The following is a 20,281-nucleotide window of genomic DNA, read 5'->3' as shown; positions in this document are numbered from 1 at the left end:
GGCGTCGCTGTGGCCGAAGGCCTACGCGCGCCGCGAGGTTTTCCATACAGCTAAGCGCAGTTTGCCGAACAGGCCGGATTCTGCGACCACCGGTCACGCCCAACCGCCCTGAACGGGCGGCCAGGCCATGAGCGCAGCATCAGAAATCGGTGGAGGCCGACAGCGCCCGCCAGGTCGCGGTTTCCTGCTCGACGTAGGCGTTCTTCGCCGCGATGGCGCCCAGGGTGTCAGTGCCCAGGGGCAGGCGCAGCGGCGGTTGCTTGGCTTCGACCAGGGCGATCATCGCCTGCGCCAGTTTGTCCGGGTCGCCCGGCTGCTGCTGGTTATAGGCCTTGGCCTGCTGGCGTACCTGGCCAACGGTGGTCGTGTAGTCGGCGATCGAGGCCGGCGACTCCAGCAACGAATTGCCATCGAGAAAATCGGTGCGGAAAAAGCCCGGCTCGACCACCGTGACCTTCACGCCCAAAGGCGCCAGCTCGCTGTGCAGGGCCTCGCTCAAGCCTTCGACGGCGAACTTGGTCGAGCAGTAGACGCCATAGCCCGGCCCCGACTGATAGCCGCCGATCGATGAGATATTGATCACATGGCCGCTGCGGGCGGCGCGCATGTGCGGCAGCACCCCGCGGGTGACGTTGAGCAGGCCGAACACGTTGGTTTCATAGACCCGGCGGATCTCGTCGCCGCTGGCCTCCTCCACCGCGCCGAGCAGGCCAAAGCCGGCGTTGTTGACCAGCACATCGATCCGGCCGAAATGCTCGACGGCCATCTGCACCACGTCGCGGGCCTGGGCCTCGTCGGTGACATCCAGCTGCGCCGCCAGCAGGCCCGGCTGCGCGCCGAAACGCTCGCTGAGCGACTGGGCATTGCGCGCGGTGGCCACCACCGCATCGCCATGGGCCAGGGCCGCGGCGGTGATTTTCGCGCCGATGCCACGGGAAGCCCCGGTGATCAGCCAGACACGTTTGAAAGTCGTTTGCGAAGTCATGATCGATACCTTGTGAGAAGTGGGAGAGCACAAGGTACGCAAGCGCATTAGCTGGAAAAATGGCCTTGTGCTACAAGCACTATGAACCTCTCTTTCATAATGGACTTGCAATGAACCAGGACCCTTTCGACGGCCTGACCGAGTTTCTCGCCGTCGCCGAACACAAGAGCTTCACCCTCGCCGCTACCCAGCTGGGGGTCACCCCGACCGCCGTGAGCCATGCGGTGAAGACCCTGGAGCGGCGTACCGGGGTGCTGCTGTTCCAGCGCACCACCCGCCGCGTGGCCCTGACGGAAGCCGGCAGCAGCCTGTTCATCCGCCTGCGCCCGGCCGCCAGTGAAATCGGCGACGCCCTGGCGGTGCTGGGCAGCTACCGCGACCGGCCGATGGGCACCTTGCGCCTGACCGCGCCACGGCTGTCCGCCAAGCTGCTGATCGAACCCCTGGTCTTGCGCTATCGCGCGGCCTATCCCGAGGTCAGGCTGGAGATTTCCCTGGACGATGCCGCGGTCGACCTGGTCAGCGAGGGCTTCGATGCCGGTATGCGCCTGGGCGAGTCGATCGAAAAGGACATGGTCGCCGTGCGCCTGACCCCGGACCTGCAATGGTCGGTGGTGGGCTCCCCGGACTATTTCGCCCGGGCCGGCAGGCCGCAGACCCCGGAAGAACTGACCCGGCACCAGGGCATCGGCTTTCGCTTCCTCACCTCGGGCACGACCCATCGCTGGGAATTCCGGCGCAATGGGCGGGATTTCACCGTCGGCGTCGAGGGTGCGCTGGTGGTCAACGATCGGCACTTGCTGGTCGCCATGGCGCGGGGCGGACAGGGGCTGGCCTACGCCTGCGACTTCGAGGTGGCCGACGACCTGGCCAGCGGGCGCCTGGAGTCTGTGCTGCAACCGTTCGTCCCGCTGAGCTCGGGCCTGTATCTGTACTTTCCCAGCCGCACCCAGAGCCAGCCGAAACTGCGCGCCTTCATCGACATGGCCAACGCCTGGGTAGCCGAGCAAGGGCGGCGATCCTGAGCCGGATGCGCGGGCTCGATACCGCTCCTCGCCCGGCTGCGCTTTGTCGATCTACGGCAGTCCCGGCCGCCCCCGGGCTGGCTACGCTTGCTCAAGCGTGGACCATCCGCCGAGGAGAACCGTCATGTCGCTCATTCATCGCATCACCCCCTGCCTGTGGTTCGACCACCAGGCCGAAGCCGCCGCCCAGTTCTACTGTTCGGTCTTCGAGCACTCGCGCATCACCGCCCTCACCCACTACGGCAAGGCCGGCTTCGAGTTCCACGGCCGCCCCGAAGGCTCGGTGATGACCGTGTCCTTCGAGCTCGACGGGCAGACCTTCACCGGCCTCAACGGCGGCCCGGTGTTCCAGTTCAACGAAGCGGTCTCGCTGCAGGTCAACTGCCAGAACCAGGGCGAAATCGATCATTTCTGGAGCGCCCTGTCCTACGGCGGCGATCCCCAGGCCCAGCAGTGCGGCTGGCTCAAGGACAAGTTCGGACTGTCCTGGCAGATCGTGCCTTGCGCGCTCAACCACTGGATGACCGACCCCGACACGGCCAAGTCGCAGCGGGTGATGCAGGCCCTGCTGCAGATGAAAAAACTCGATATCGCCGCGCTGGAACGAGCCTTCGCCGGCGAGAGCTAATACACTCGGTGGCCGACGCTTGCCGATGGGATGCCTTTGATGAAGCCGAGCTTGAGCCACAGCCCCGATACCGCCCCGCAGTTCTGGCGCGATGCGGCGCTGCCCTTTATCGAGGCCCGCTCGATCGCCGACGGGCGCAAGGTCTGTTACGCCCGGCATGCCCACGAGCATTTTTCCATCGGCGCCATCACCGCCGGGCACAGCACCTACCTGCACGAGCAGGCGCAATTTCGCATCGGCGCCGGCACCGTGGTGCTGATGAACCCCGGCGAAGTGCACGCCTGCAACCCTATCGACGACCAGCCCTGGTCGTATCTCATGCTCTATGTCGACACCCCTTGGCTGACAGACCTGCAGCATCAGCTGGGGTTCAGCCAGGACCTGGGCTTTCGCGCCTTTTCCACGCCCCACAGCGACCACCCCGAACTCTATGCCGGGCTCAACCGTTTGTATGAGGTGCTGGTGGACGAACAGGCCGAGACGCTGCACAAGCACAGCGCCGCAGTGGCGTTTTTCAGCGACCTGCAGCAGCGCCTGAACCCGGCCAGCCGACCGCCGCGCGAGAGCAACCAGAAACTGCAACGGGCCGCCGACTACATTCGCCAACACTGCACCCGTTCGCTGAAGCTCGAGGAAATCTGCCAGGCCGCCGAGCTGTCGCCGTCCTACCTGATCCGCGCCTTCAAGCAGCACTACGGCATGACGCCCCACGCCTTCGTGGTCAACCAGCGGGTGCAGTTCGCCCAGTCCCGGTTGCGTGACGGCGAGCCGATCGCCGATGTGGCCCTGGAAGCCGGCTTCGCCGACCAGGCGCATTTCCAGCGCGCCTTCAAGCAGCATCTGGCGGCGACGCCGGGGCAGTATCGCGGGTGATTGGCAGACCTGACGCCCTCATCGCGAGCAAGCTCGCTCCTACAGAGGACGCGATCTCTGTAGGAGCGAGCTTGCTCGCGATAAAGCCAACGCCGATTCAAGGCAACAACAGATACACCGCGCTCGCCGCCAGCAGCGCCGCCATGCTGCGATTGAACAGACGCATGCCCTTCGGGTTGCTCAGGTACTGGCGCAAAAAAGTCCCGGCGTAGGCCCAGCAGGCAATCGACAGGTAGCAGATCACGAAGTACACCAGGGCGAACTGCCACACCAGCAGCGCCTCGCCATTGGCGGCGAACACGCCCATGCCGGCGACGCAGGCCAGCCAGGCCTTGGGATTGAGCCATTGCATGATCGCGCCGTACCAGGCCGACGGCGCCTTGGCCTGGCCATCGCTGCTCAGCCGGCCGTCGTCCACCGCCAGCTTCCAGGCCATGAACAGCAGGAAGGCCACCCCGAACAGCTGGATGCCCCGGGCGAGGAACGGCCATAGCCGCAACAGCTCATGCAAACCCAGGCCGATCAGCACCAGCAACAGGACAAAGCCCAGGGTCGCGCCACCGACATGCCGCAGGCTGGCGCGAAAGCCGAACTGCGCGCCGGAACTCAGGGCCACGATATTGACCGGGCCGGGGGTAATCGAAGAGGCTAGCGCGAAGGCCGCCATGGAAAACACTACGCTCATCACACACCTTCAAAGGATCAATCGGAGAGTCCGGTGACCAAGGTAAGTGCGCAGGCCGCCCCCTGTATTGAAGAAAAACACCCCCCTCGCTCACGGACAAATCCCATGCCCGACGCGCTCACCCTCGACGCCCGCCCGCGCTACAGCCTTGGCGCCCCGTACCCATTCGCGGCCCAGGCTGCGTCGCCCGACGAACCTGCCCGGAGCCTGGAACCATGAGCCAGATCGAACTGCACCCGGCCCAGCACGACGAGCTGGAATGCCTGGAAAACCTGATGCAGTTCTACCTGTACGAACTCAGCGAATGGCTGCCGATCAAGCTCGGCCGCCACGGTCTGTACGCCATCCAGCCGCAGGCCGAATCCTGGCGCCAGCCCGGCACCCGTCCCTGGCTGCTGCGGGTCGACGGCGAACTGGCGGGCTTTGCCATCGTCGACGAGCAGGTGCACTTTGCCGAGGTGCAGTACAACCTCGCCTACTTCTTCGTGGCCCGGCGCTTTCGCGGTCGCGGCATCGGCCGGCAGGTGGTGAGGCAACTGCTGGAACAGCTGCCCGGGCACTGGCAGATCGTCCACATCGATGACAACCGGCCGGCCCGGGATTTCTGGGCCCGGGTCATTCCCACGCTCGTCGGCGACGCCTACAGCTGTCATCCAATCACGGCAGACGGCTACCCCTGCACCCTGTATAAATTCCACACCCCGACATCGCCCGGGCAATGATCGAGGCCCGGAAAGCCTCGCCCAGCGCCCAGGCACCGGTATGCCCCCTGAGCCACGGCAGTCGGCTGATTAACGCAAAATGCCGCTCCAGAGCCCTGCGACCGTTGTTTAGCCGAGCGAAAAAATATCACGCGTGAGTCATTGAGCCGTAACGAAATCCCCTGTAATGTTCTCACGCGTGATACGTGCACAACGGAGTCACCCCATGAAAAAGACCCTCCCGGCCAGGCAGCCTGCTGACCTACCGGCTTCCTCAGAGAGTCGACAAGGAGAGCGCTCGAAACCTTCCAGCAGTAAGGCCTCCAGCAACAAGGCCCCCAGCAAGGCTTCCGCCAAGAAGCCGTCGAGCTTCTACATGAAGCAGATGCGCGCGGGCCTGAGTGCCGCTGGTTATGTGAAACACGAAACCTGGGTACTTCCGGAAAACCGGAGCGTGCTCAAGCACATTGAGAAGAAGCTGCGCCAACCCCTGATCGGCGGCGCACCGGTATTGGAGAATGACATGATCGCAGGTGAGAACTGGACCATCGACCGCCTCTTCGGCGCCTTGCAGGCCCTGGACGAAGTGACCTCGAACGAAATCGGCCTGAGCCTGATTCAAGGCGCCGAGCCAAGCATCAAGCTGGAAATGCACGACTTCGGCGGCCTGCCGATCTACATCGCGGTGGTCGGCGAGCAGATCATCGTCGACACCGTGCTGGTGGACCTGGAGTCGATCAACGACGTTGCCCGCTTCAATGACGCGGTGCTGCGCAGCCGGGAGATGTTCCCCCTCTCCTCGATCGGCATCGAGTCCATGCCCAACGGCCAGACCGTCTACAACATGTTCGGCGCCCTGAGCGCCAGCTCGAACCTGACCAACGTGGTGACCGAGGTCAAGACCCTGGTGGACAACGTCCAACGCGCCACCGAAGCCTTCGAAAGCTTCTTCAACTGATTGCCGAGAATCCGGAGTACACCTACATGACTCAGTCCATCTGGAACAAACTGTTCACCGCCCTGCGCGGCGGCGCCAACGAAGTCGGCGAAAGCATCGCCGACCAGCAGGCCCTGCGCATCCTCGACCAGGAAATCCGCGACGCCGACAACGCCCTGTCCAACGCCAAGCGCGAGCTGGTCACCATCATGGCCAAGCACAAGCTGTCCACTGAGCGGGTCAGCGAATTCACCGCGAAGATCGCCGACCTGGAATCCAAGGCCCTCGCCTCGCTGCAGGCCAACCGCGAAGACCTGGCCCTGGAAGTCGCCGAAGCCATCTCGACCCTGACCACCGGCCTGGAAGCGGAGCAGAAGCAAGCCAGCGAATTCGGCGCCTACGCCGAGAATATGCGCAAGGACATCGGCAAGGCCGAAGCGCGCATCCGCAGCCTGCGCCAGCAAGTGGACATGGCCAAGGCCCGGGAGAGCGTGCAGAAGGCCCAGGTCAGTGCCTCGATCGCCAGCGGCGGCGCCAACGGCAAGCTGGAAACCGCGGTCAACACCCTCAACCGCCTGCAAGCCAAGCAAGACCAGCGCGCGGCGGAAATGGAAGCCCAGGAGCAACTGGCCGATGCGAGCAATGGCAACGACCTGGAACGCCGCCTGCGCGAAGCCAACATCGTGCCGGACCAGGGCAGCGCCAACGCCATCCTCGAGCGCCTGAAAAAACAGAAGTCGGCCGAGTAAACAGCGCTGTTGCACCACTCAACCTGTAGGAGCGCAGCTTGCTCGCGATGGTCGTTAACGATGTCGCGTACTGCCTGGATGAGCGCGGCGCCCTCCAGTCCATCGCGAGCAAGCTGCGCTCCTACAGTGAATCGTCTGTGTTTTTTTCGGCCTCTTGGAGGGCCTCGATGGCCGTTGCAAATGGTTTCAAGACCCTGGCGGGCCTGGCTCTGGTAATGATCGCCGTGCAGGCGCTCAACAGCCTGAGCGGCTACAGCCTGAATCTCTTCGGCCTGATCCCGCGCACCCTGCAGGGTTTGCCGGGGATACTCGCCTCGCCCTTTCTCCACGGCTCCTTTACCCACCTGACCGCCAACCTGGTGCCCTTCCTGATCCTCGGCGCCATGGTGATCGCCGAAGGCCAGCAGCGCTTCGTGGTGGTCAGCCTGATCATCATCCTGCTCGGCGGCGCGCTGGTCTGGCTGTTCGGCTTCAGGGGCATCCACGTCGGCGCCAGCGCCTGGGTCTTCGGCCTGTGGGCCTACATCCTCACCCGCGCCTGGCTGCTGCGCAGCTGGAGCAGCCTGCTGGCCGCCGCGGTGACGATGTTTCTGTATTCCGGCCTGGTCCTGGGGTTCCTGCCACGGGCCGGGGTGTCCTTCGAAGGGCACATCTTTGGCGCCTTCGCGGGGTTTATCGCAGCAAAAATGCTTTTATCCGGCGCCAAGCCGATGTCTAATGCCGCGCGGCAATGAACCATGCCTTGCCCGGGCACGGCGCGCTGCATCACGGATAGATCTGCTCATCAGGAAATCAGGGATTCGATGTCGATTTTCATCTTGCTTCGGGTATACGCGGCCACCTTCTTCCAGCGCTTCGGCTGGATGGGCCTGGCCATCGCGCTCGGCGTGCATGCCGCGACCTCCTATCTCGGCCTGGTGGCCCTGGGCGAGCAGCACCTCACCGCGCCCGCGACCTTCATCTATTTCTATTTCACCACCACCCTGACCGTGGGTTATGGCGACCTGTCGCCGCAATCCGCCGCCGGCCGGGTGTTCGTCGCCGTGTGGGTGATGCTCGGCGGCATCGCGCTGCTGACCGCGGCCATCGGCAAGACCACCAGCAGCGTTATGGACCTATGGAGAAAAGGCATGAAAGGCAAAGGCGACTTCACCGGCAAGACCGGGCATACCGTGCTGGTCGGCTGGGAAGGCGCGTCCAGCGAGCGGGTGATCGAATTGCTGCTGCAGGACGAAACCTCCAACGACAACCTGATCGTCATCTGCGACGCCAGCCTCGACGAGAACCCGATGCAGGGCAAGGCCGCCTTCGTCAAGGGCGAAAGCCTGTCGTCCGCGGCCCTGCTGTTGCGCGCCGGGGTGCCCGGCGCCGAACGGGTACTGGTGCGCACCAGTTCCGACGACCTGACCCTGGCCAGTGTGCTGGCGATCAACCAGCTGCGCCCCGCCGGCCATGTGGTCGCCCACTTCAACGACAGCGAAATTGCCACCCTGGCCGCCTCCTACGCACCCAAGCTGGAGTGCACCTCGAGCATGGCCATCGAGATGCTGGTGCGCTCCTCCCAGGACCCGGGCTCCTCGGTGGTGATCAACGAACTGCTGTGCGTCGGCCAGGGCGCCACCCAATACGTCATGCGCCTGCCCGAGACTTACGAAGGCCGTTTCGCCGAGCTCTACGTACACCTCAAGGAACGCTACAACGCCACCCTGATCGGCTACCGCGCCCGCGGCGCGCAACACCCGCAGATCAACCCGCACAGCGATACGCGGATCCAGGGCGGCGAACTCTTCTACATCGCTTCCAGCCGCCTCAAGGACATCGACAATGGGATGGTTTAAACGCTTTCTGGGGCTCCAGGCCCCGGCCACCACAAGCTCGAGCTTCGCCACCGGCCCACTGGGCCTGAGCATGGGCGCGGGCATCCGCTTCGATGCCAGCCTCAAGCTGCTGCTCGCCGACAACAGCCGCGTGGCGATTCCCGGCGACCAGGCGGTCTACAGCGAAGGCCTGGTGGACCTGGGCCAGTCCGAATGGCTGTCGCGCTACTACCTGGACGACGAAGACTACTGGCTGCAGGTGCACACCAGCGGCGGCATCGACGGCCAGGTCAAATCGATCATCCTGTTCAACTACCTGAGCAACCAGGCCGTCAACAGCGAAGCCGAGCTGCGGCGCCTGGCCGGCCCGAACAGCCTGATCGGCCAGCCCACCTACAGCCTCGACGGCGTCGAGTACCTGCGCGAATGGGGCACCGAAGCCGGACAGACCGAGCTGGTGCCGCTGCGCGAGCAAGTGTCCAAGCCGGACGAGACCTTCGCCTTCGAAAGCCACTCGATGCTCTATGCCCGCGACACCGGCCTGACCAATCGCCGCGAGTTCCTGTTGTTTTCCGTGGAGCAATACGCCGACGGCAGCGTCAGCCTGGTGACCTCACTGGGCATTTCCCTGTACATGACCGACCTGCAAACCCTCTGACAAGGACCAGAACCCATGCTTGAAGCCCTTTCCATTTCCCTGAACAAATTCGCCGTGGTCGGTTTCCTGACCTACATCCTCGGCGCGGCCGTGCTGTTCGCCCTGTTCCAGTTCGTCTACACCCGCCTGACGCCGCACAAGGAGTTCCAGCTGATCCGCGAGGGCAACGTCTCCGCCGCTATCGCCCTGGGCGGCGCCATCATCGGTTTCGCCATTCCGGCGAGCAACGTCATCGCCTACTCCATCAGCCTGCTGGACTTCGCCGTCTGGGCGCTGATCGCCGCCGTGGTGCAACTGCTGGCGTTCCTGATGACCAGCCTGGTGCTCAAGGGCACTTCGCAGCGCATCCGCAACGGCGAAATTGCCGCCGGCATCTATGTCGCCGCCGTGGCCATCAGCGTCGGCCTGCTCAACGCCGCCTGCATGACCCCTTCGCAGAACTGATCGACCGCACGGAGCCCTCGATGAAACGAAGCCAATACGTTCAGCTCTCCCTGGCCGCCTCGGTGGCCCTGGCGATCTCGGGCTGCAACTCGGAGCCGGAGACCCTCGCGGTCCAGCAGAAATTCAACTTCCAGTCGGTGCAGGAATGCGTGGACGGCAAGATCGCCGTGGACGTCTGCTCCGATGCCTATATCAAGGCCATGGCGGAGCACCGCGCCCAGGCGCCGGTTTACGACAACCAGGCCGATTGCGATGCCGACTTCGTCGAAAACTGGTGCCAGGTGGATTCCAGCGGCAAGTTCGTGCCCAAGCTCGGCGGCTTTGAAATCAACGCCCAGGGCGCCTTCACCCGCGAACAGCTGGCAGCGGCCGGGGTCAGCCCCGAGGCTGGCCGCAGCTCGTCGTTCAGCAGCAATGACAGCGGCCTGCTCACCGGACTGCTGATCGGCAACCTGCTCAGCGGCGGCAACCGCAACTATTACTCCGAGCCGGTCTACCGCTATCGCGACGACCGCGGCAGCTATGCCAACTCGACGCTCAACCAGCGCATCGCCAGCGGCTCGACCTTCTCCAAGTCGCGCCAGGCGCAGTCGGGCAGCGGTTTCCGGACCACCACCCGGCCGATGTCCGTGTCCTCTTCTACCTCCCGCGGCGGCTTCGGCAGCCAGGCCAGCGCCCGCAGCGGCTGGGGCGGCTCCAGCTCCTCGAGCTGGAGTTCGGGACGCTCGAGCAGCTAAGGAACCGCGCCATGAAGAAGATCCTCTGCAACGAACGTCCGGACTGGCGACAGACCGCGCAAAAGCTCGGCTTCCTGTTCCACACCATCGACGGCGAAGCCTACTGGGACGAAAGCGCCTACTACCAGTTCAGCCTCAAGCAGATCGAGGACGACCTGGAAGACCCGACCACCGAGATCCATGAGATGTGCATGGACCTGGTGGACCGGGTGGTGCGCAGCGAGGCCCTGCTCGATCGCCTGAGCATTCCGCCGGCCTTCTACGACATGATCCGCACTTCATGGCTCGAGGGTCACCCGCACCTCTACGGCCGCCTGGACTTTTCCTACGACGGCCAGGGCCCGGCCAAGCTGCTGGAGCTCAACTACGACACCCCCACCAGCCTCTATGAAACCGCGGCGTTCCAATGGGGCTGGCTGGAGCAGAACATCGAGCGCGGCCTGCTGCCACGGCATGCCGACCAGTTCAACAGCATCGACACCCGGCTGCACCAGGCTTTCGCCCAGCTGGGGATCAAGCGCCCGTTCTATTTCGCCTCGATGAAGGATTCGGTGGAAGATCGCGCCACCACCGACTACCTGCGCCTGATCGCGGAAAAGGCCGGCATCGAGTCGCGGCACATCGACGTGGAAGACATCGGCCTCACCGCCGAAGGCCGCTTCGTCGACCTGCAGGACCGCTGGATCCCGCACCTGTTCAAGCTGCACGCCTGGGAGTTCATCTTCCACGAACCCTTCGGCGCGGCGATCGCCGCCAGCGACACGCAGTTCTTCGAGCCGGCGTGGAAATCCATCCTCTCCAACAAGGGCATCCTGCCGCTGCTCTGGGAAGCCCACCCGGGCCACCCGAACCTGCTGGAAACCCACCTGGACCCGCACCCGCAACGCGAGGTGCCCAAGGGCTGGGTACGCAAGCCGTTCTTTTCCCGCGAAGGCGCCAACATCGAGTTGCGCACCCCGCAGGACGAGGTGGTCAAGGAAGACGGCCCCTACACCGACGCGCCCTACATCCTGCAGTCCTTCGCCCCGCTGCCGCGCTTTGGCGACAGCTACACCCTGATCGGCTCCTGGGTCATCGGCGACCAGGCCGCCGGTATCGGCGTGCGTGAAGACGACAGCCTGATCACCAAGGACTCCAGCCGCTTCCTGCCGCACCTGATCCTCGACTGATATATCCGCCGGGGCGCGCAATGCGCCTCGGCCTGTTTCTCAACGGCTACAGCACAATAACTATCTCCAGCATTGTTATGGCCGTCATTCAGAACTGCCTTATATAACTTGCCCATCATTTATCTGAGTTTCGCTACAGACCTTGCTTAAAGCTGAACGAACATATGATTCGTGGCAATTTAATCTTGACTTGACAGGTGGCCCTGAGTAAATTGCGCGGGCCGGCCAAACCGGCCTTTTTTCAACTCACAAAAGAAGCCAATGGACACAGTATCTAGACGCTGCCTGGTCGATGCGCTTGCGCAAGGCTGGGCACTTAACCCAGAACATGACGGGACTCGACTTTTCGGTCGGGTGAGCTGCGCTAGAGCTTGACGCTCCTTCGTAACTTGCCTTCACCGGAGCCAGTCCGGTCGCGAGGCAACTGTTATGAACTTCAAATCCACTGTAATGCCCGGCGTACGCGCCTTTGCATCGACCATGCGGGTCAAGCCCTGCGCTGAGCGCGCGGCCGTTTCCCGGGTCGGCACCCTGTATTCCACCCCCTCCTCGCAAACCCGGCCGCGGGCCAACTGGCGCGTCTGCCCGGTCACCTGCCGGCTCCAGCAACGCTGGAGTTTCGACGACAGCCAGGACCCTCAGAGTCGGAGCCTGGCCGGCCTCCTCATGCAGGCCGGCCTGCTGCTGAGCCTATCCCGGGACTCGCACTTCTAGTTCAACCGAAGGCACTTTCAAGTCCTTCCTTAACGTTTTCCCTAATAAGGAATTCGGCAACTTCCTATTGCCTGCTTACAACTAAAAGTTGGTGGTCATTGTTATGGACGAAGCCAGTAGTAGATTCGTCGCCTGTTCATGTTCATTGAATAGGCGGCGAACGTTAAAACCAATAAAACGCAACTACCTGAATCGATCGCTTACTTGCGGCTCGACATACGTTCGCTCGTCTTTGAATAGGTGAGTGGTCTGTGTGTCGTGCCGCAAGCCTGCGGCAGGAGCACACGTAATGACTACGGTAAAAACCCGCACCGCCTCCTCGCAAAACTCCACCCGCGACGACACCCGGCTGTCGATGCGCGCCGCCCGCGAAGCGCAGAACAGCCTTGGCGTGACCCTGGACAACGTCAAGTCGAACGCCAACGGCCTGACCGAGCTCGACGCCGAAGGCCGCCTGCAGCGCGACGGCTTCAACGAAGTGGCCCACGACCGGCCGCCGCATGCCCTGGTGCAATTGCTGCAAGCCTTCAACAACCCGTTCATCTATGTGCTGATGACGCTGACCGCCATCAGCTTCTTCACCGACTTCTGGCTGCCCCTGCAAGCCGGCGAGGAAACCGACCTGACCGGGGTGATCATCGTCCTGGTCATGGTCCTGGCCAGCGGCCTGATGCGTTTCTGGCAGGAGTACCGCTCGGCCAAGGCCGCCGAGGCGCTCAAGGCCATGGTGCGGACCACCGCCACCGTGCTGCGCCGCGAGCAGATGGGCATGAAAGCCGCGCTGCGCGAAGTGCCGATGCGCGACCTGGTGGTCGGCGACATCGTGCAGTTGTCGGCCGGCGACATGATCCCCGCCGATATCCGCCTGATCGAATCCCGCGACCTGTTCATCAGCCAGGCGGTGCTGACCGGCGAGGCGCTGCCGGTGGAGAAGTACGACACCCTGGGCGCGGTGCAGGAGAAATCCGCCCATCGCACAGCGGCGGCTGACCAGCAGGACCTGCTCGACCTGCCGAACATCTGCTTCATGGGCACCAACGTGGTCAGCGGCACCGCCACCGCGGTGGTGGTGGCCACCGGGTCGCGCACCTACTTCGGCTCCCTGGCGCGTTCCATCGTCGGCTCGCGGACCCAGACCGCCTTCGACCGCGGGGTGAACAGCGTCAGCTGGCTGCTGATCCGCTTCATGCTGGTGATGGTGCCGGTGGTGCTGCTGATCAACGGTTTCACCAAGGGTGACTGGGCCGAAGCCTTCATGTTCGCCCTGGCGGTGGCCGTCGGCCTGACCCCGGAAATGCTGCCGATGATCGTCAGCGCCAACCTGGCCAAGGGCGCCGCGGCCATGGCCAAGCGCAAGGTGGTGGTCAAGCGCCTCAACGCGATCCAGAACTTCGGCGCCATGGACGTGCTATGCACCGACAAGACCGGCACCCTGACCCAGGACCGGATCATCCTCGAGCACCACGTCGATATCAGCGGCAGCCGCTGCGACCAGGTGCTGCAACTGGCCTGGCTCAACAGCTATCACCAGAGCGGCATGAAGAACCTGATGGACCGCGCGGTGGTGAGCTATGCCGAAAACAACCCGAAGTTCAGCGCGCCCGACGCCTGGAGCAAGGTCGATGAACTGCCGTTCGATTTCGTCCGCCGGCGCCTCTCGGTGATCCTCGCCGACGCCAGCGGCCATCACCTGCTGGTGTGCAAGGGCGCGGTCGAGGAAATGCTCGACACCGCCACCCGGGTGCGCCAGGACGGCGTCACCGTGGCCCTCGACGCCGGGCGCCGGGCGGCGCTGCTGGAGCTGGCCGAGGAATACAACCGCGACGGTTTCCGCGTGCTGCTGGTCGGCACCCGCGACCTGGCGCCGGGGCAGACCCGCCAGCAGTACAGCGCCAGCGACGAACGCGAGCTGATCATCGAAGGCTTCCTGACCTTCCTCGATCCACCCAAGGAAACCGCCGGCCCGGCCATCGCCGCGCTGCGCGAAAACGGCGTGACGGTGAAGGTGCTGACCGGCGACAACCCGATCGTCACCGCGAAGATCTGCCGCGAGGTCGGCCTGGAGGTCGGCCAGCCGCTGCTCGGGCGCGATATCGAGCACATGGACGACGCGGTACTCGCGCGCCTGGTGGAAGAACGCACGGTATTCGCCAAGCTCACCCCGCTGCAGAAATCCCGGGTACTCAAGGCCCTGCAGGCCAACGGGCACACCGTGGGCTTCCTCGGCGACGGCATCAACGACGCCCCGGCGCTGCGCGACGCCGACGTCGGTATCTCGGTGGACAGCGGCACCGACATCGCCAAGGAGTCGGCGGACATCATTCTCCTGGAAAAGAGCCTGATGGTCCTCGAAGAAGGTGTGATCAAGGGCCGCGAGACCTTCGGCAACATCATGAAGTACCTGAACATGACCGCCAGTTCCAACTTCGGCAACGTGTTCTCGGTGCTGGTGGCCAGTGCGTTCATTCCGTTCCTGCCGATGCTGGCGATCCACCTGCTGCTGCAGAACCTGATGTACGACATCTCCCAGCTGTCGCTGCCGTGGGACAAGATGGACAAGGAATTCCTGCGCAAGCCGCGCAAGTGGGACGCCAAGAACATCGGGCGCTTCATGCTGTGGATCGGGCCGACCTCGTCGATCTTCGACATCACCACCTACGCCCTGATGTGGTTCGTGTTCGCCGCCAACAGCGTGGAAATGGCCGCCCTGTTCCAGTCCGGCTGGTTCATCGAAGGCTTGCTCTCGCAAACCCTGGTGGTGCACATGCTGCGCACCCAGAAGATCCCGTTCATCCAGAGCACCGCGGCGCTGCCGGTGATGCTGATGACCGGCCTGGTGATGGCCCTGGGTATCTACGTGCCGTTCTCGCCGCTGGGTGCAATGGTCGGCCTGGTACCGCTGCCGTGGGAATACTTCCCTTGGCTGGTCGGCACCCTGCTGTGCTACTGCGTCGTCGCCCAGACCATGAAGACCCTCTATATCCGTCGCTTCAAGCAATGGTTCTGAGGAACTGAGCCGGGACCGCGTCATTGGCCGCAGCAAGACATGTTCATGCTCGGCGATGACGCGGTTCTTCCGACAGCCAGTGGCGCTCCAATCGCGGGCAAGTCGGATCGCCGCCCGCTCGCTCCTACGGTTTTGTGCCACCCGGAGAACAACCATGAAACCGATCGCCGAGCTGCTGGCCCGCGGCGAGCGCACCTTGCGCGCCCTGCTGGTGAGCACCCTGGAAGGTATCGCCACCCTGATCACCCTGGTCGGCATCCGCCTGTATGCCAAGGGCCTGTTGAGCCGCGTTGCCATTCGCCTGCTGCTGGGCTTTGCCAGCGCCCTTCATCGCCGCTGCATCCGCCTGCTGCGATCCGCCAAGCCATGAAACACACAAGGGAGAGTCCTCATGTCGGGAACTACTCTGCTGATCAACCTCGCTGGCTCCATCGCCCTGCTGCTGTGGGGCACCCAGATGATTTCCTCGTCGCTGCTGCGCGGCTTCGGCACCCAGCTGCGCCAGTGGCTGGGGCAGCACCTGAACAACCGCTGGATGGCCCTGCTGTCCGGCATCGCCATCACCGGGGTCCTGCAAAGCAGCACCGCGGTGAGCCTGATGGCCAGCTCCTTTACCGCCACCGGCACCCTGGGCCTGGCCCCCGCGCTGGCGGTGATGCTCGGGGCCAATATCGGCTCGACCCTGGTGGTGCAACTGCTCAGCGTCGATATCTCGATCCTCACGCCGCTGGTGCTGCTGGCGGGTTTTATCGTGTTCCGCCTGCGCGACGACTCGCGTTTTGAAAGCCTCGGCTGCGCGCTGATCGGCCTGGGGCTGATGCTGCTGGCCCTGCGCATGCTCGGCGGCACCCTGGGCGAAGTGGAAGGCACGCCGGTGTTCACCGCGCTGATGCGTGGCCTCGACGGCGACCTGCTGATCGCCCTGCTGGCGGCGGCGCTGCTGACCTGGCTGTGCCATTCCAGCGTCGCCGTGGTGCTGCTGGTGGCGTCCCTGGCCGCCACCGGGCTGCTGTCGTCGATGACCGCCATGGCCCTGGTGCTGGGGATCAATATCGGCGGCGCCCTGCCGTCGCTGTTCAACGCCGATTCCAGCGTCGCCCGGCGCCTGCCCCTGGGCAATCTTCTGGTGCGCCTGTGCGGTGCCGCCGTGCTGCTGCCGTGCCTGCCCTGGATCGCCCAGAGCGCGCCGGTCGCCGCCCTCGATGCCAGCCTGCAAGTGGTGTACCTGCACAGCCTGTTCAACCTGGTGCTGGCCCTGCTGTTCATCGGCCTGACCGGGCCCATGGCGACGCTGCTCAGCCGCCTGCTGCCGGAGCCGCCGCGCGACGTCGACCCGGGCATGCCGCACTACCTGGACGAAGCCGGCCTGGCGGTGGCCAATATCGGCCTGTCCAACGCCGCCCGCGAGGCCCTGCGCCTGGCCGACATGCTGTCGCTGATGCTCGACCGGGTGCTGCGCCTGTTCCAGGCCTCGACCCCGGCCGGCGCCGATGAGGTGCGGCGCATCGACCAGTCGCTGGACCTGCTCAGCGCGGCGATCCGCGCCTACCTGGCGGATATCGGCCAGGACGGCATCAGCGACCAGGACGCCGACCGTGCCCAGGAAATCCTGCTGTTCGTGATCAACCTGGAACACGCCGGCGACATCCTCTCCAGCAGCCTGACCCAGCTGGCGGCGCGCCGGCTGCGGCGTGGCGAGCAGTTCTCGGTGTTCGAGCTGGACTGCATCGAGCCCTTGCACCAGGCCGTGGTGGACAGCCTGAGCCTGGCGATCACCGTGTTCCTGCGCGAAGACCTGGCCAACGCCCACCAACTGGTGAACCGCAAGGAACTGGTCAGGCGGCTGGAAGCCGACGCCAGCCGCGAGCACTTTCGCAGCCTGCGCGAAGACCGCACGGCCTGGGCCGAGTCCGGCGACATCTTCCAGCGGGTGCTGCGCGACTACCGGCGCGTGCACCACCACATCGCGGCCCTGGCCTATCCGGCGCTGGAGCGGGCCGGCGAGCGCGACCTGGATAACGCCGAACTGGGCGAAATGCTGCTGGACAACCCGTTGAGCATCCAGCCGACGACGCAGGAGACCGCACGATGCGTGTCCTGATCTGCGCCGGGCGCCACTGCGCCGACGTCCAGCTGTGCCGGCGGGTGCTCGACGCCTTCCAGCGCCTGCATGAAGTGCAGGTGCTGATCCACGGCGGCAGCCAGTTCCTCGGCGCAGAAATAGAAGACTGGGGCCGGGAAATCGGCGCCGACATCGTGCGTTACCCGGCCAACTGGCAGCTGCACGGCAAGCTCGCCGAACGCCTGCGCAACGCCTTCATGCTGCGTGACAGCCGGCCCGACATGGTGATCGCCCTGCCCGGCGGCGACGACACCGAAGAGCTGGTGGCCCTGGCCAGGGCCGCAGGCATCCAGACCCTGTCAGTGAGCGACTGGCAATGACCCTTTTCCCCATCCCCACTCGACTACGCAGCGGCCCACACAGCGCGGCCGCTGCCCATGCCTTAGCGAGAACCGACATGTCCAAATACAGCCCTTCGCGCCACAACCGCTTTGCCAGCCTCACCCGCGACCTGCCCCCGGCGAAACGGCGCATGCTGCGGCGCAACCTGATGTTCGTCACCATCACCCTGAGCCTGATCGGCCTGCTGACCCTGGTCGCCAAGGCCAACGCCGCGGGCGGCGCCTATGTGGTGGACGATGGCGCGATCAACGCCCCGGGAGAGTGCAACCTGGATATCTGGTACCAGAGCCTGCGTCACCAGGGTTCCAACCATGGCGCGGTGATCTCCCCGGCCTGCACCTTCGCCGCCCTGCCCTGGTTGCAGGTGGGTGCCGCCATTGAGCGCAACCGTGAGGACGGCCACGGCGAAACCCAGCTGAGCCCGCAACTCAAGGCGCAACTGTGGAACCGCGAAGACCTGGGCCTGCAGCTGGCGCTGGCGTCGTCCGCGCATTTCGCCCTCAACCGCAACCACTCGTTCGACGGTGGCGACATCAGTCTGCCCCTGACTTATCAGCCCCTGGACAGGTTGCGCCTGAACCTCAACGCTGGCTGGGCACACGCCTATGACGACGGCCAGCAGAACCACCACTGGACCTGGGGCGGCGGCTTCGAATACGACCTGGGCGAACGCCTGACCCTGGTCGCCGAGCGTTACGGCCAGCGCGGCGGCGAGCAGGCCTGGCAAGCCGGGCCACGGCTGCACCTGGGGGCGAACCTGGACCTCGACCTGGTGCTCGGTGGCCAGTTGAACGAAGGCCGCGACCGCTGGCTGACCAGCGGCGCAACCTTGAGGTTCTAAATGGCTTCTGGCGGTGTGCCGCACAAGCTGCGCGAAGACAGCGTCTATAGGAGCGAAGCTTGCTCGCGAGGCGGTATGTCAGACATACCGCAGCGTATCTATCGCCAGCAATCGAGCGTCGACCGGCCGCTCCTACAGAAGCAGGACGCCGGTCTATCGGGTCAATGCCGCTTCAACGGATATCGCTGCGCCGATACAGGCTCAGGCCCAGCGCCAGCAGCGCGAGCATGCCGGCGCAGCTGCGGTTGATCCACAGCATCGCCCGCGCGGAGAAGGTACGCATGGCATAGCGCCCGCCAAAAGCGTAGGTCGCCATCATCACGCAATTGATCGCCGTGCTGACCAGCGCCAGGATCAGGTACTGCTGCGCCACCGGCTGGTCGGGGCGCACGAACTGCGGCAGGAAGGCCGAGAAAAACAGCAACCCCTTGGGGTTCGACAGCCCCACCAGCAATGAGCGCATGAAAGCCCCGCGCCCGCTGCTGGCAGCGCCGCTGCTCTGCGCGGCCAGCGCCGTTGTCGGCGCCTTCCACAGCACCCACGCCAGGTACAACAGGTATGCCGCACCGCCCCACTTGACGATGGAAAACAGCTGCTCGGAGGCTTGCAGCAACGCCCCCAGGCCGCAGCCCACCGCACCGATCAGCAACAGGTCGGACAGCATCGCGCCAGCCATGCCGCAACCGGCGATGCGCATGCCATGGGTGGCACCGTTATTGAGAGCCAGCAGCATCGACGGCCCCGGGGTCATCATCACCGCGCTGACGGTGACGACGTACAAAAACAATGTGGTGGCGTCCATCCGAACCCTCCGTAAAACCACAGGTACAACAGGTCGGCCAGCATACACCAGGCGCTTTCAGCCCGGCAGTGACGCGCCCCAGTCCGCCACCTGGCGGGCGCTGATGCTGACGCCGCCGCACACCACGATCACCACGTCCCGCGCCGCGGCGATGGCCGGGTGATCGAGGTAGGCCACCGCCAGCGAGACGCCGCAGGCCGGCTCCACCAATTGCCGCAGATCGTCGGCATAACGCACCACGCCGAGGATCGCCTCGGCATCCGACAACACCAGCGACTGATAGGGAAAACCCTGGATCTGCTGCAACGGCCAGGCCGCCACCTGGGCCGCGCCGAGGGAACTGGCGACGGTGTCGATCTTCGCCAGTTTGACCGGATGCCCGGCCGCCAGCCCCGCGGCAAAGGAAGCGCTGCCGGTGGTTTCGCAGGTGATGATCCGGAAGTCCTGGCGCTGGTGGTGCAGCAGGCCGGTGAGGATGCCGGCCAACAAGCCTCCACCGCCCACCGACGCCACTATCGTGTCGACCTGCGGACAGTCTTCGAGGATTTCATCGACCATGCTGCTGTGCCCTTGCCACAGCACCGGGTGGTCGAAGGCCGGCACGTATTCGCTGTCGGCAGCGCTGCTCAGTTGCAGCGCGCGTTCATTGGCTTCATCCCAGACCTGGCCATGCACCAGCACCTCGGCGCCGGTCCGGGCGATGCGTTCGCGGGTGGTTTGCGCGGTGGTCTGCGGCACCACGATGCAAGCTTGCAGGCCAAGGCTGGCCGCCGCCATCGCCGTGGCCAGCCCGGCATTGCCGCCGGAGGGACAGACCACGCGGCGCTTGCCCTGCCGCGCCGCCTGGGTACAGAGCAGGCCCAGGCCGCGCATCTTGAACGAGCCGCCGGGCTGCAGGTTTTCCAGCTTGAGCCAGATACGCCGGGTAGCCGTGGACAACCCGGGATGCAGGATCAGGGGGGTGCGGATATGCAGCATCATGGGCTCCTTGGACGAAGACGGGCGTCTTGCAACCATAGATGCTCAAGCTAGCCTATGCCGCCTC

The 20,281-nt window shown here is 64.8% G+C and carries 22 protein-coding genes; 18 read left to right on the top strand and 4 right to left on the bottom strand.

Going from position 1 to position 20,281, the window contains the following annotated elements; all coding sequences use genetic code 11:
• Positions 1-139 precede the first annotated feature (139 nt).
• Entirely contained in the window at positions 140-985 is an 846-nt protein-coding gene (locus C4K27_RS14080) for an oxidoreductase (RefSeq protein WP_053260911.1), read from the bottom strand.
• Positions 986-1,095: 110 nt separating this feature from the next.
• Here C4K27_RS14080 and C4K27_RS14075 point away from each other — a divergent pair, with 110 nt between their 5' ends.
• From C4K27_RS14075 to C4K27_RS14065, 3 genes are all read left to right on the top strand, one after another.
• Positions 1,096-2,010 carry a LysR family transcriptional regulator gene (locus C4K27_RS14075; protein ID WP_053260910.1) on the top strand — a complete coding sequence of 305 codons (915 nt, stop codon included), beginning with the start codon at positions 1,096-1,098 and terminating at the stop codon, positions 2,008-2,010.
• A gap of 124 nt (positions 2,011-2,134) precedes the next feature.
• A complete protein-coding gene (locus C4K27_RS14070; RefSeq protein WP_053260909.1) occupies positions 2,135-2,638 on the top strand; it encodes a VOC family protein in 504 nt (167 codons plus the stop codon).
• Positions 2,639-2,668: 30 nt separating this feature from the next.
• The gene (locus C4K27_RS14065) at positions 2,669-3,511 is read left to right on the top strand and encodes a helix-turn-helix domain-containing protein (protein ID WP_394325642.1); all 843 of its coding nucleotides are present in this window, start codon (positions 2,669-2,671) and stop codon (positions 3,509-3,511) included.
• Between the two features lie 97 nt (positions 3,512-3,608).
• Here C4K27_RS14065 and C4K27_RS14060 read toward each other — a convergent pair whose 3' ends face one another.
• The gene (locus C4K27_RS14060) at positions 3,609-4,196 is read right to left on the bottom strand and encodes a LysE family translocator (RefSeq protein ID WP_053260907.1); all 588 of its coding nucleotides are present in this window, start codon (positions 4,194-4,196) and stop codon (positions 3,609-3,611) included.
• Positions 4,197-4,411: 215 nt separating this feature from the next.
• Between C4K27_RS14060 and C4K27_RS14055 the strand changes: the two genes are divergently transcribed.
• The 15 genes from C4K27_RS14055 to C4K27_RS13985 all read left to right on the top strand — a co-directional run bounded on the left by C4K27_RS14055 (position 4,412) and on the right by C4K27_RS13985 (position 18,434).
• Positions 4,412-4,918, top strand: coding sequence for a GNAT family N-acetyltransferase (locus C4K27_RS14055; protein WP_053260906.1), 507 nt, complete (start codon positions 4,412-4,414; stop codon positions 4,916-4,918).
• Between the two features lie 205 nt (positions 4,919-5,123).
• Positions 5,124-5,855 (top strand): YjfI family protein, encoded by a 732-nt coding sequence (locus C4K27_RS14050; RefSeq protein WP_370686848.1) that lies wholly within the window; start codon positions 5,124-5,126, stop codon positions 5,853-5,855.
• Between the two features lie 26 nt (positions 5,856-5,881).
• Entirely contained in the window at positions 5,882-6,583 is a 702-nt protein-coding gene (locus tag C4K27_RS14045) for a PspA/IM30 family protein (protein WP_053260905.1), read from the top strand.
• 167 nt (positions 6,584-6,750) lie between these two features.
• Positions 6,751-7,317, top strand: coding sequence for a rhomboid family intramembrane serine protease (locus tag C4K27_RS14040; RefSeq protein WP_053260982.1), 567 nt, complete (start codon positions 6,751-6,753; stop codon positions 7,315-7,317).
• A 69-nt stretch (positions 7,318-7,386) separates the two neighbouring features.
• Complete coding sequence (locus C4K27_RS14035; protein ID WP_053260904.1) at positions 7,387-8,421, top strand: potassium channel family protein; 1,035 nt, start codon at positions 7,387-7,389, stop codon at positions 8,419-8,421.
• The gene (locus C4K27_RS14030; protein ID WP_053260903.1) at positions 8,408-9,058 is read left to right on the top strand and encodes a DUF2491 family protein; all 651 of its coding nucleotides are present in this window, start codon (positions 8,408-8,410) and stop codon (positions 9,056-9,058) included. Before C4K27_RS14035 ends, C4K27_RS14030 begins: the two co-directional genes overlap by 14 nt.
• A 15-nt stretch (positions 9,059-9,073) precedes the next feature.
• The gene (locus C4K27_RS14025) at positions 9,074-9,502 is read left to right on the top strand and encodes a DUF350 domain-containing protein (RefSeq protein ID WP_009043573.1); all 429 of its coding nucleotides are present in this window, start codon (positions 9,074-9,076) and stop codon (positions 9,500-9,502) included.
• Between the two features lie 20 nt (positions 9,503-9,522).
• Positions 9,523-10,239, top strand: a complete 717-nt coding sequence (locus C4K27_RS14020) for a DUF1190 domain-containing protein (RefSeq protein WP_007920978.1) — start codon at positions 9,523-9,525, stop codon at positions 10,237-10,239.
• A gap of 11 nt (positions 10,240-10,250) precedes the next feature.
• Positions 10,251-11,408 carry a glutathionylspermidine synthase family protein gene (locus C4K27_RS14015; RefSeq protein WP_053260902.1) on the top strand — a complete coding sequence of 386 codons (1,158 nt, stop codon included), beginning with the start codon at positions 10,251-10,253 and terminating at the stop codon, positions 11,406-11,408.
• Between the two features lie 429 nt (positions 11,409-11,837).
• Positions 11,838-12,122, top strand: coding sequence for a hypothetical protein (locus tag C4K27_RS14010; RefSeq protein WP_007920982.1), 285 nt, complete (start codon positions 11,838-11,840; stop codon positions 12,120-12,122).
• Positions 12,123-12,411: 289 nt separating this feature from the next.
• Positions 12,412-15,129 (top strand): magnesium-translocating P-type ATPase, encoded by a 2,718-nt coding sequence (gene mgtA / locus C4K27_RS14005; RefSeq protein WP_053260901.1) that lies wholly within the window; start codon positions 12,412-12,414, stop codon positions 15,127-15,129.
• Between the two features lie 154 nt (positions 15,130-15,283).
• Positions 15,284-15,499, top strand: a complete 216-nt coding sequence (locus C4K27_RS14000) for a hypothetical protein (RefSeq protein WP_053260900.1) — start codon at positions 15,284-15,286, stop codon at positions 15,497-15,499.
• 21 nt (positions 15,500-15,520) lie between these two features.
• Positions 15,521-17,230, top strand: a complete 1,710-nt coding sequence (locus C4K27_RS13995) for a Na/Pi cotransporter family protein (protein WP_053260899.1) — start codon at positions 15,521-15,523, stop codon at positions 17,228-17,230.
• Positions 17,218-17,571, top strand: coding sequence for a DUF2493 domain-containing protein (locus tag C4K27_RS13990; RefSeq protein ID WP_007920988.1), 354 nt, complete (start codon positions 17,218-17,220; stop codon positions 17,569-17,571). The genes C4K27_RS13995 and C4K27_RS13990 overlap by 13 nt, the downstream gene beginning before the upstream one ends.
• A gap of 77 nt (positions 17,572-17,648) precedes the next feature.
• Positions 17,649-18,434 (top strand): PA4824 family protein, encoded by a 786-nt coding sequence (locus C4K27_RS13985; protein WP_053260898.1) that lies wholly within the window; start codon positions 17,649-17,651, stop codon positions 18,432-18,434.
• Between the two features lie 172 nt (positions 18,435-18,606).
• On the opposite strand, the gene C4K27_RS13980 is transcribed toward C4K27_RS13985, so the two are convergent.
• Entirely contained in the window at positions 18,607-19,236 is a 630-nt protein-coding gene (locus tag C4K27_RS13980) for a LysE family translocator (RefSeq protein WP_053260897.1), read from the bottom strand.
• Positions 19,237-19,293: 57 nt separating this feature from the next.
• Positions 19,294-20,214: a pyridoxal-phosphate dependent enzyme gene (locus C4K27_RS13975; protein WP_053260896.1), complete on the bottom strand. Its 921-nt coding sequence runs from the start codon at positions 20,212-20,214 to the stop codon at positions 19,294-19,296.
• Between the last annotated feature and the right edge of the window lie 67 nt (positions 20,215-20,281).

This window comes from Pseudomonas chlororaphis subsp. chlororaphis, assembly GCF_003945765.1.
GTDB lineage: Bacteria > Pseudomonadota > Gammaproteobacteria > Pseudomonadales > Pseudomonadaceae > Aquipseudomonas > Aquipseudomonas chlororaphis.
This window is presented reverse-complemented; position numbering and strand designations above follow the sequence as displayed.

What these genes read in the sequence shown, in the direction of transcription:
- C4K27_RS13980 (WP_053260897.1), bottom strand. Translation starts at nt 19,236, where the DNA reads ATGGACGCCACCACATTGTTTTTGTACGTCGTCACCGTCAGCGCGGTG.
- C4K27_RS14060 (WP_053260907.1), bottom strand. Translation starts at nt 4,196, where the DNA reads ATGAGCGTAGTGTTTTCCATGGCGGCCTTCGCGCTAGCCTCTTCGATT.
- C4K27_RS13975 (WP_053260896.1), bottom strand. Translation starts at nt 20,214, where the DNA reads ATGCTGCATATCCGCACCCCCCTGATCCTGCATCCCGGGTTGTCCACG.
- C4K27_RS13985 (WP_053260898.1), top strand. Translation starts at nt 17,649, where the DNA reads ATGTCCAAATACAGCCCTTCGCGCCACAACCGCTTTGCCAGCCTCACC.
- C4K27_RS14015 (WP_053260902.1), top strand. Translation starts at nt 10,251, where the DNA reads ATGAAGAAGATCCTCTGCAACGAACGTCCGGACTGGCGACAGACCGCG.
- C4K27_RS14050 (WP_370686848.1), top strand. Translation starts at nt 5,124, where the DNA reads ATGAAAAAGACCCTCCCGGCCAGGCAGCCTGCTGACCTACCGGCTTCC.
- mgtA (WP_053260901.1), top strand. Translation starts at nt 12,412, where the DNA reads ATGACTACGGTAAAAACCCGCACCGCCTCCTCGCAAAACTCCACCCGC.
- C4K27_RS14020 (WP_007920978.1), top strand. Translation starts at nt 9,523, where the DNA reads ATGAAACGAAGCCAATACGTTCAGCTCTCCCTGGCCGCCTCGGTGGCC.
- C4K27_RS14030 (WP_053260903.1), top strand. Translation starts at nt 8,408, where the DNA reads ATGGGATGGTTTAAACGCTTTCTGGGGCTCCAGGCCCCGGCCACCACA.
- C4K27_RS14055 (WP_053260906.1), top strand. Translation starts at nt 4,412, where the DNA reads ATGAGCCAGATCGAACTGCACCCGGCCCAGCACGACGAGCTGGAATGC.
- C4K27_RS14040 (WP_053260982.1), top strand. Translation starts at nt 6,751, where the DNA reads ATGGCCGTTGCAAATGGTTTCAAGACCCTGGCGGGCCTGGCTCTGGTA.
- C4K27_RS14035 (WP_053260904.1), top strand. Translation starts at nt 7,387, where the DNA reads ATGTCGATTTTCATCTTGCTTCGGGTATACGCGGCCACCTTCTTCCAG.
- C4K27_RS14010 (WP_007920982.1), top strand. Translation starts at nt 11,838, where the DNA reads ATGAACTTCAAATCCACTGTAATGCCCGGCGTACGCGCCTTTGCATCG.
- C4K27_RS14065 (WP_394325642.1), top strand. Translation starts at nt 2,669, where the DNA reads ATGCCTTTGATGAAGCCGAGCTTGAGCCACAGCCCCGATACCGCCCCG.
- C4K27_RS13990 (WP_007920988.1), top strand. Translation starts at nt 17,218, where the DNA reads ATGCGTGTCCTGATCTGCGCCGGGCGCCACTGCGCCGACGTCCAGCTG.
- C4K27_RS14000 (WP_053260900.1), top strand. Translation starts at nt 15,284, where the DNA reads ATGAAACCGATCGCCGAGCTGCTGGCCCGCGGCGAGCGCACCTTGCGC.
- C4K27_RS14045 (WP_053260905.1), top strand. Translation starts at nt 5,882, where the DNA reads ATGACTCAGTCCATCTGGAACAAACTGTTCACCGCCCTGCGCGGCGGC.
- C4K27_RS14025 (WP_009043573.1), top strand. Translation starts at nt 9,074, where the DNA reads ATGCTTGAAGCCCTTTCCATTTCCCTGAACAAATTCGCCGTGGTCGGT.
- C4K27_RS14075 (WP_053260910.1), top strand. Translation starts at nt 1,096, where the DNA reads ATGAACCAGGACCCTTTCGACGGCCTGACCGAGTTTCTCGCCGTCGCC.
- C4K27_RS13995 (WP_053260899.1), top strand. Translation starts at nt 15,521, where the DNA reads ATGTCGGGAACTACTCTGCTGATCAACCTCGCTGGCTCCATCGCCCTG.
- C4K27_RS14080 (WP_053260911.1), bottom strand. Translation starts at nt 985, where the DNA reads ATGACTTCGCAAACGACTTTCAAACGTGTCTGGCTGATCACCGGGGCT.
- C4K27_RS14070 (WP_053260909.1), top strand. Translation starts at nt 2,135, where the DNA reads ATGTCGCTCATTCATCGCATCACCCCCTGCCTGTGGTTCGACCACCAG.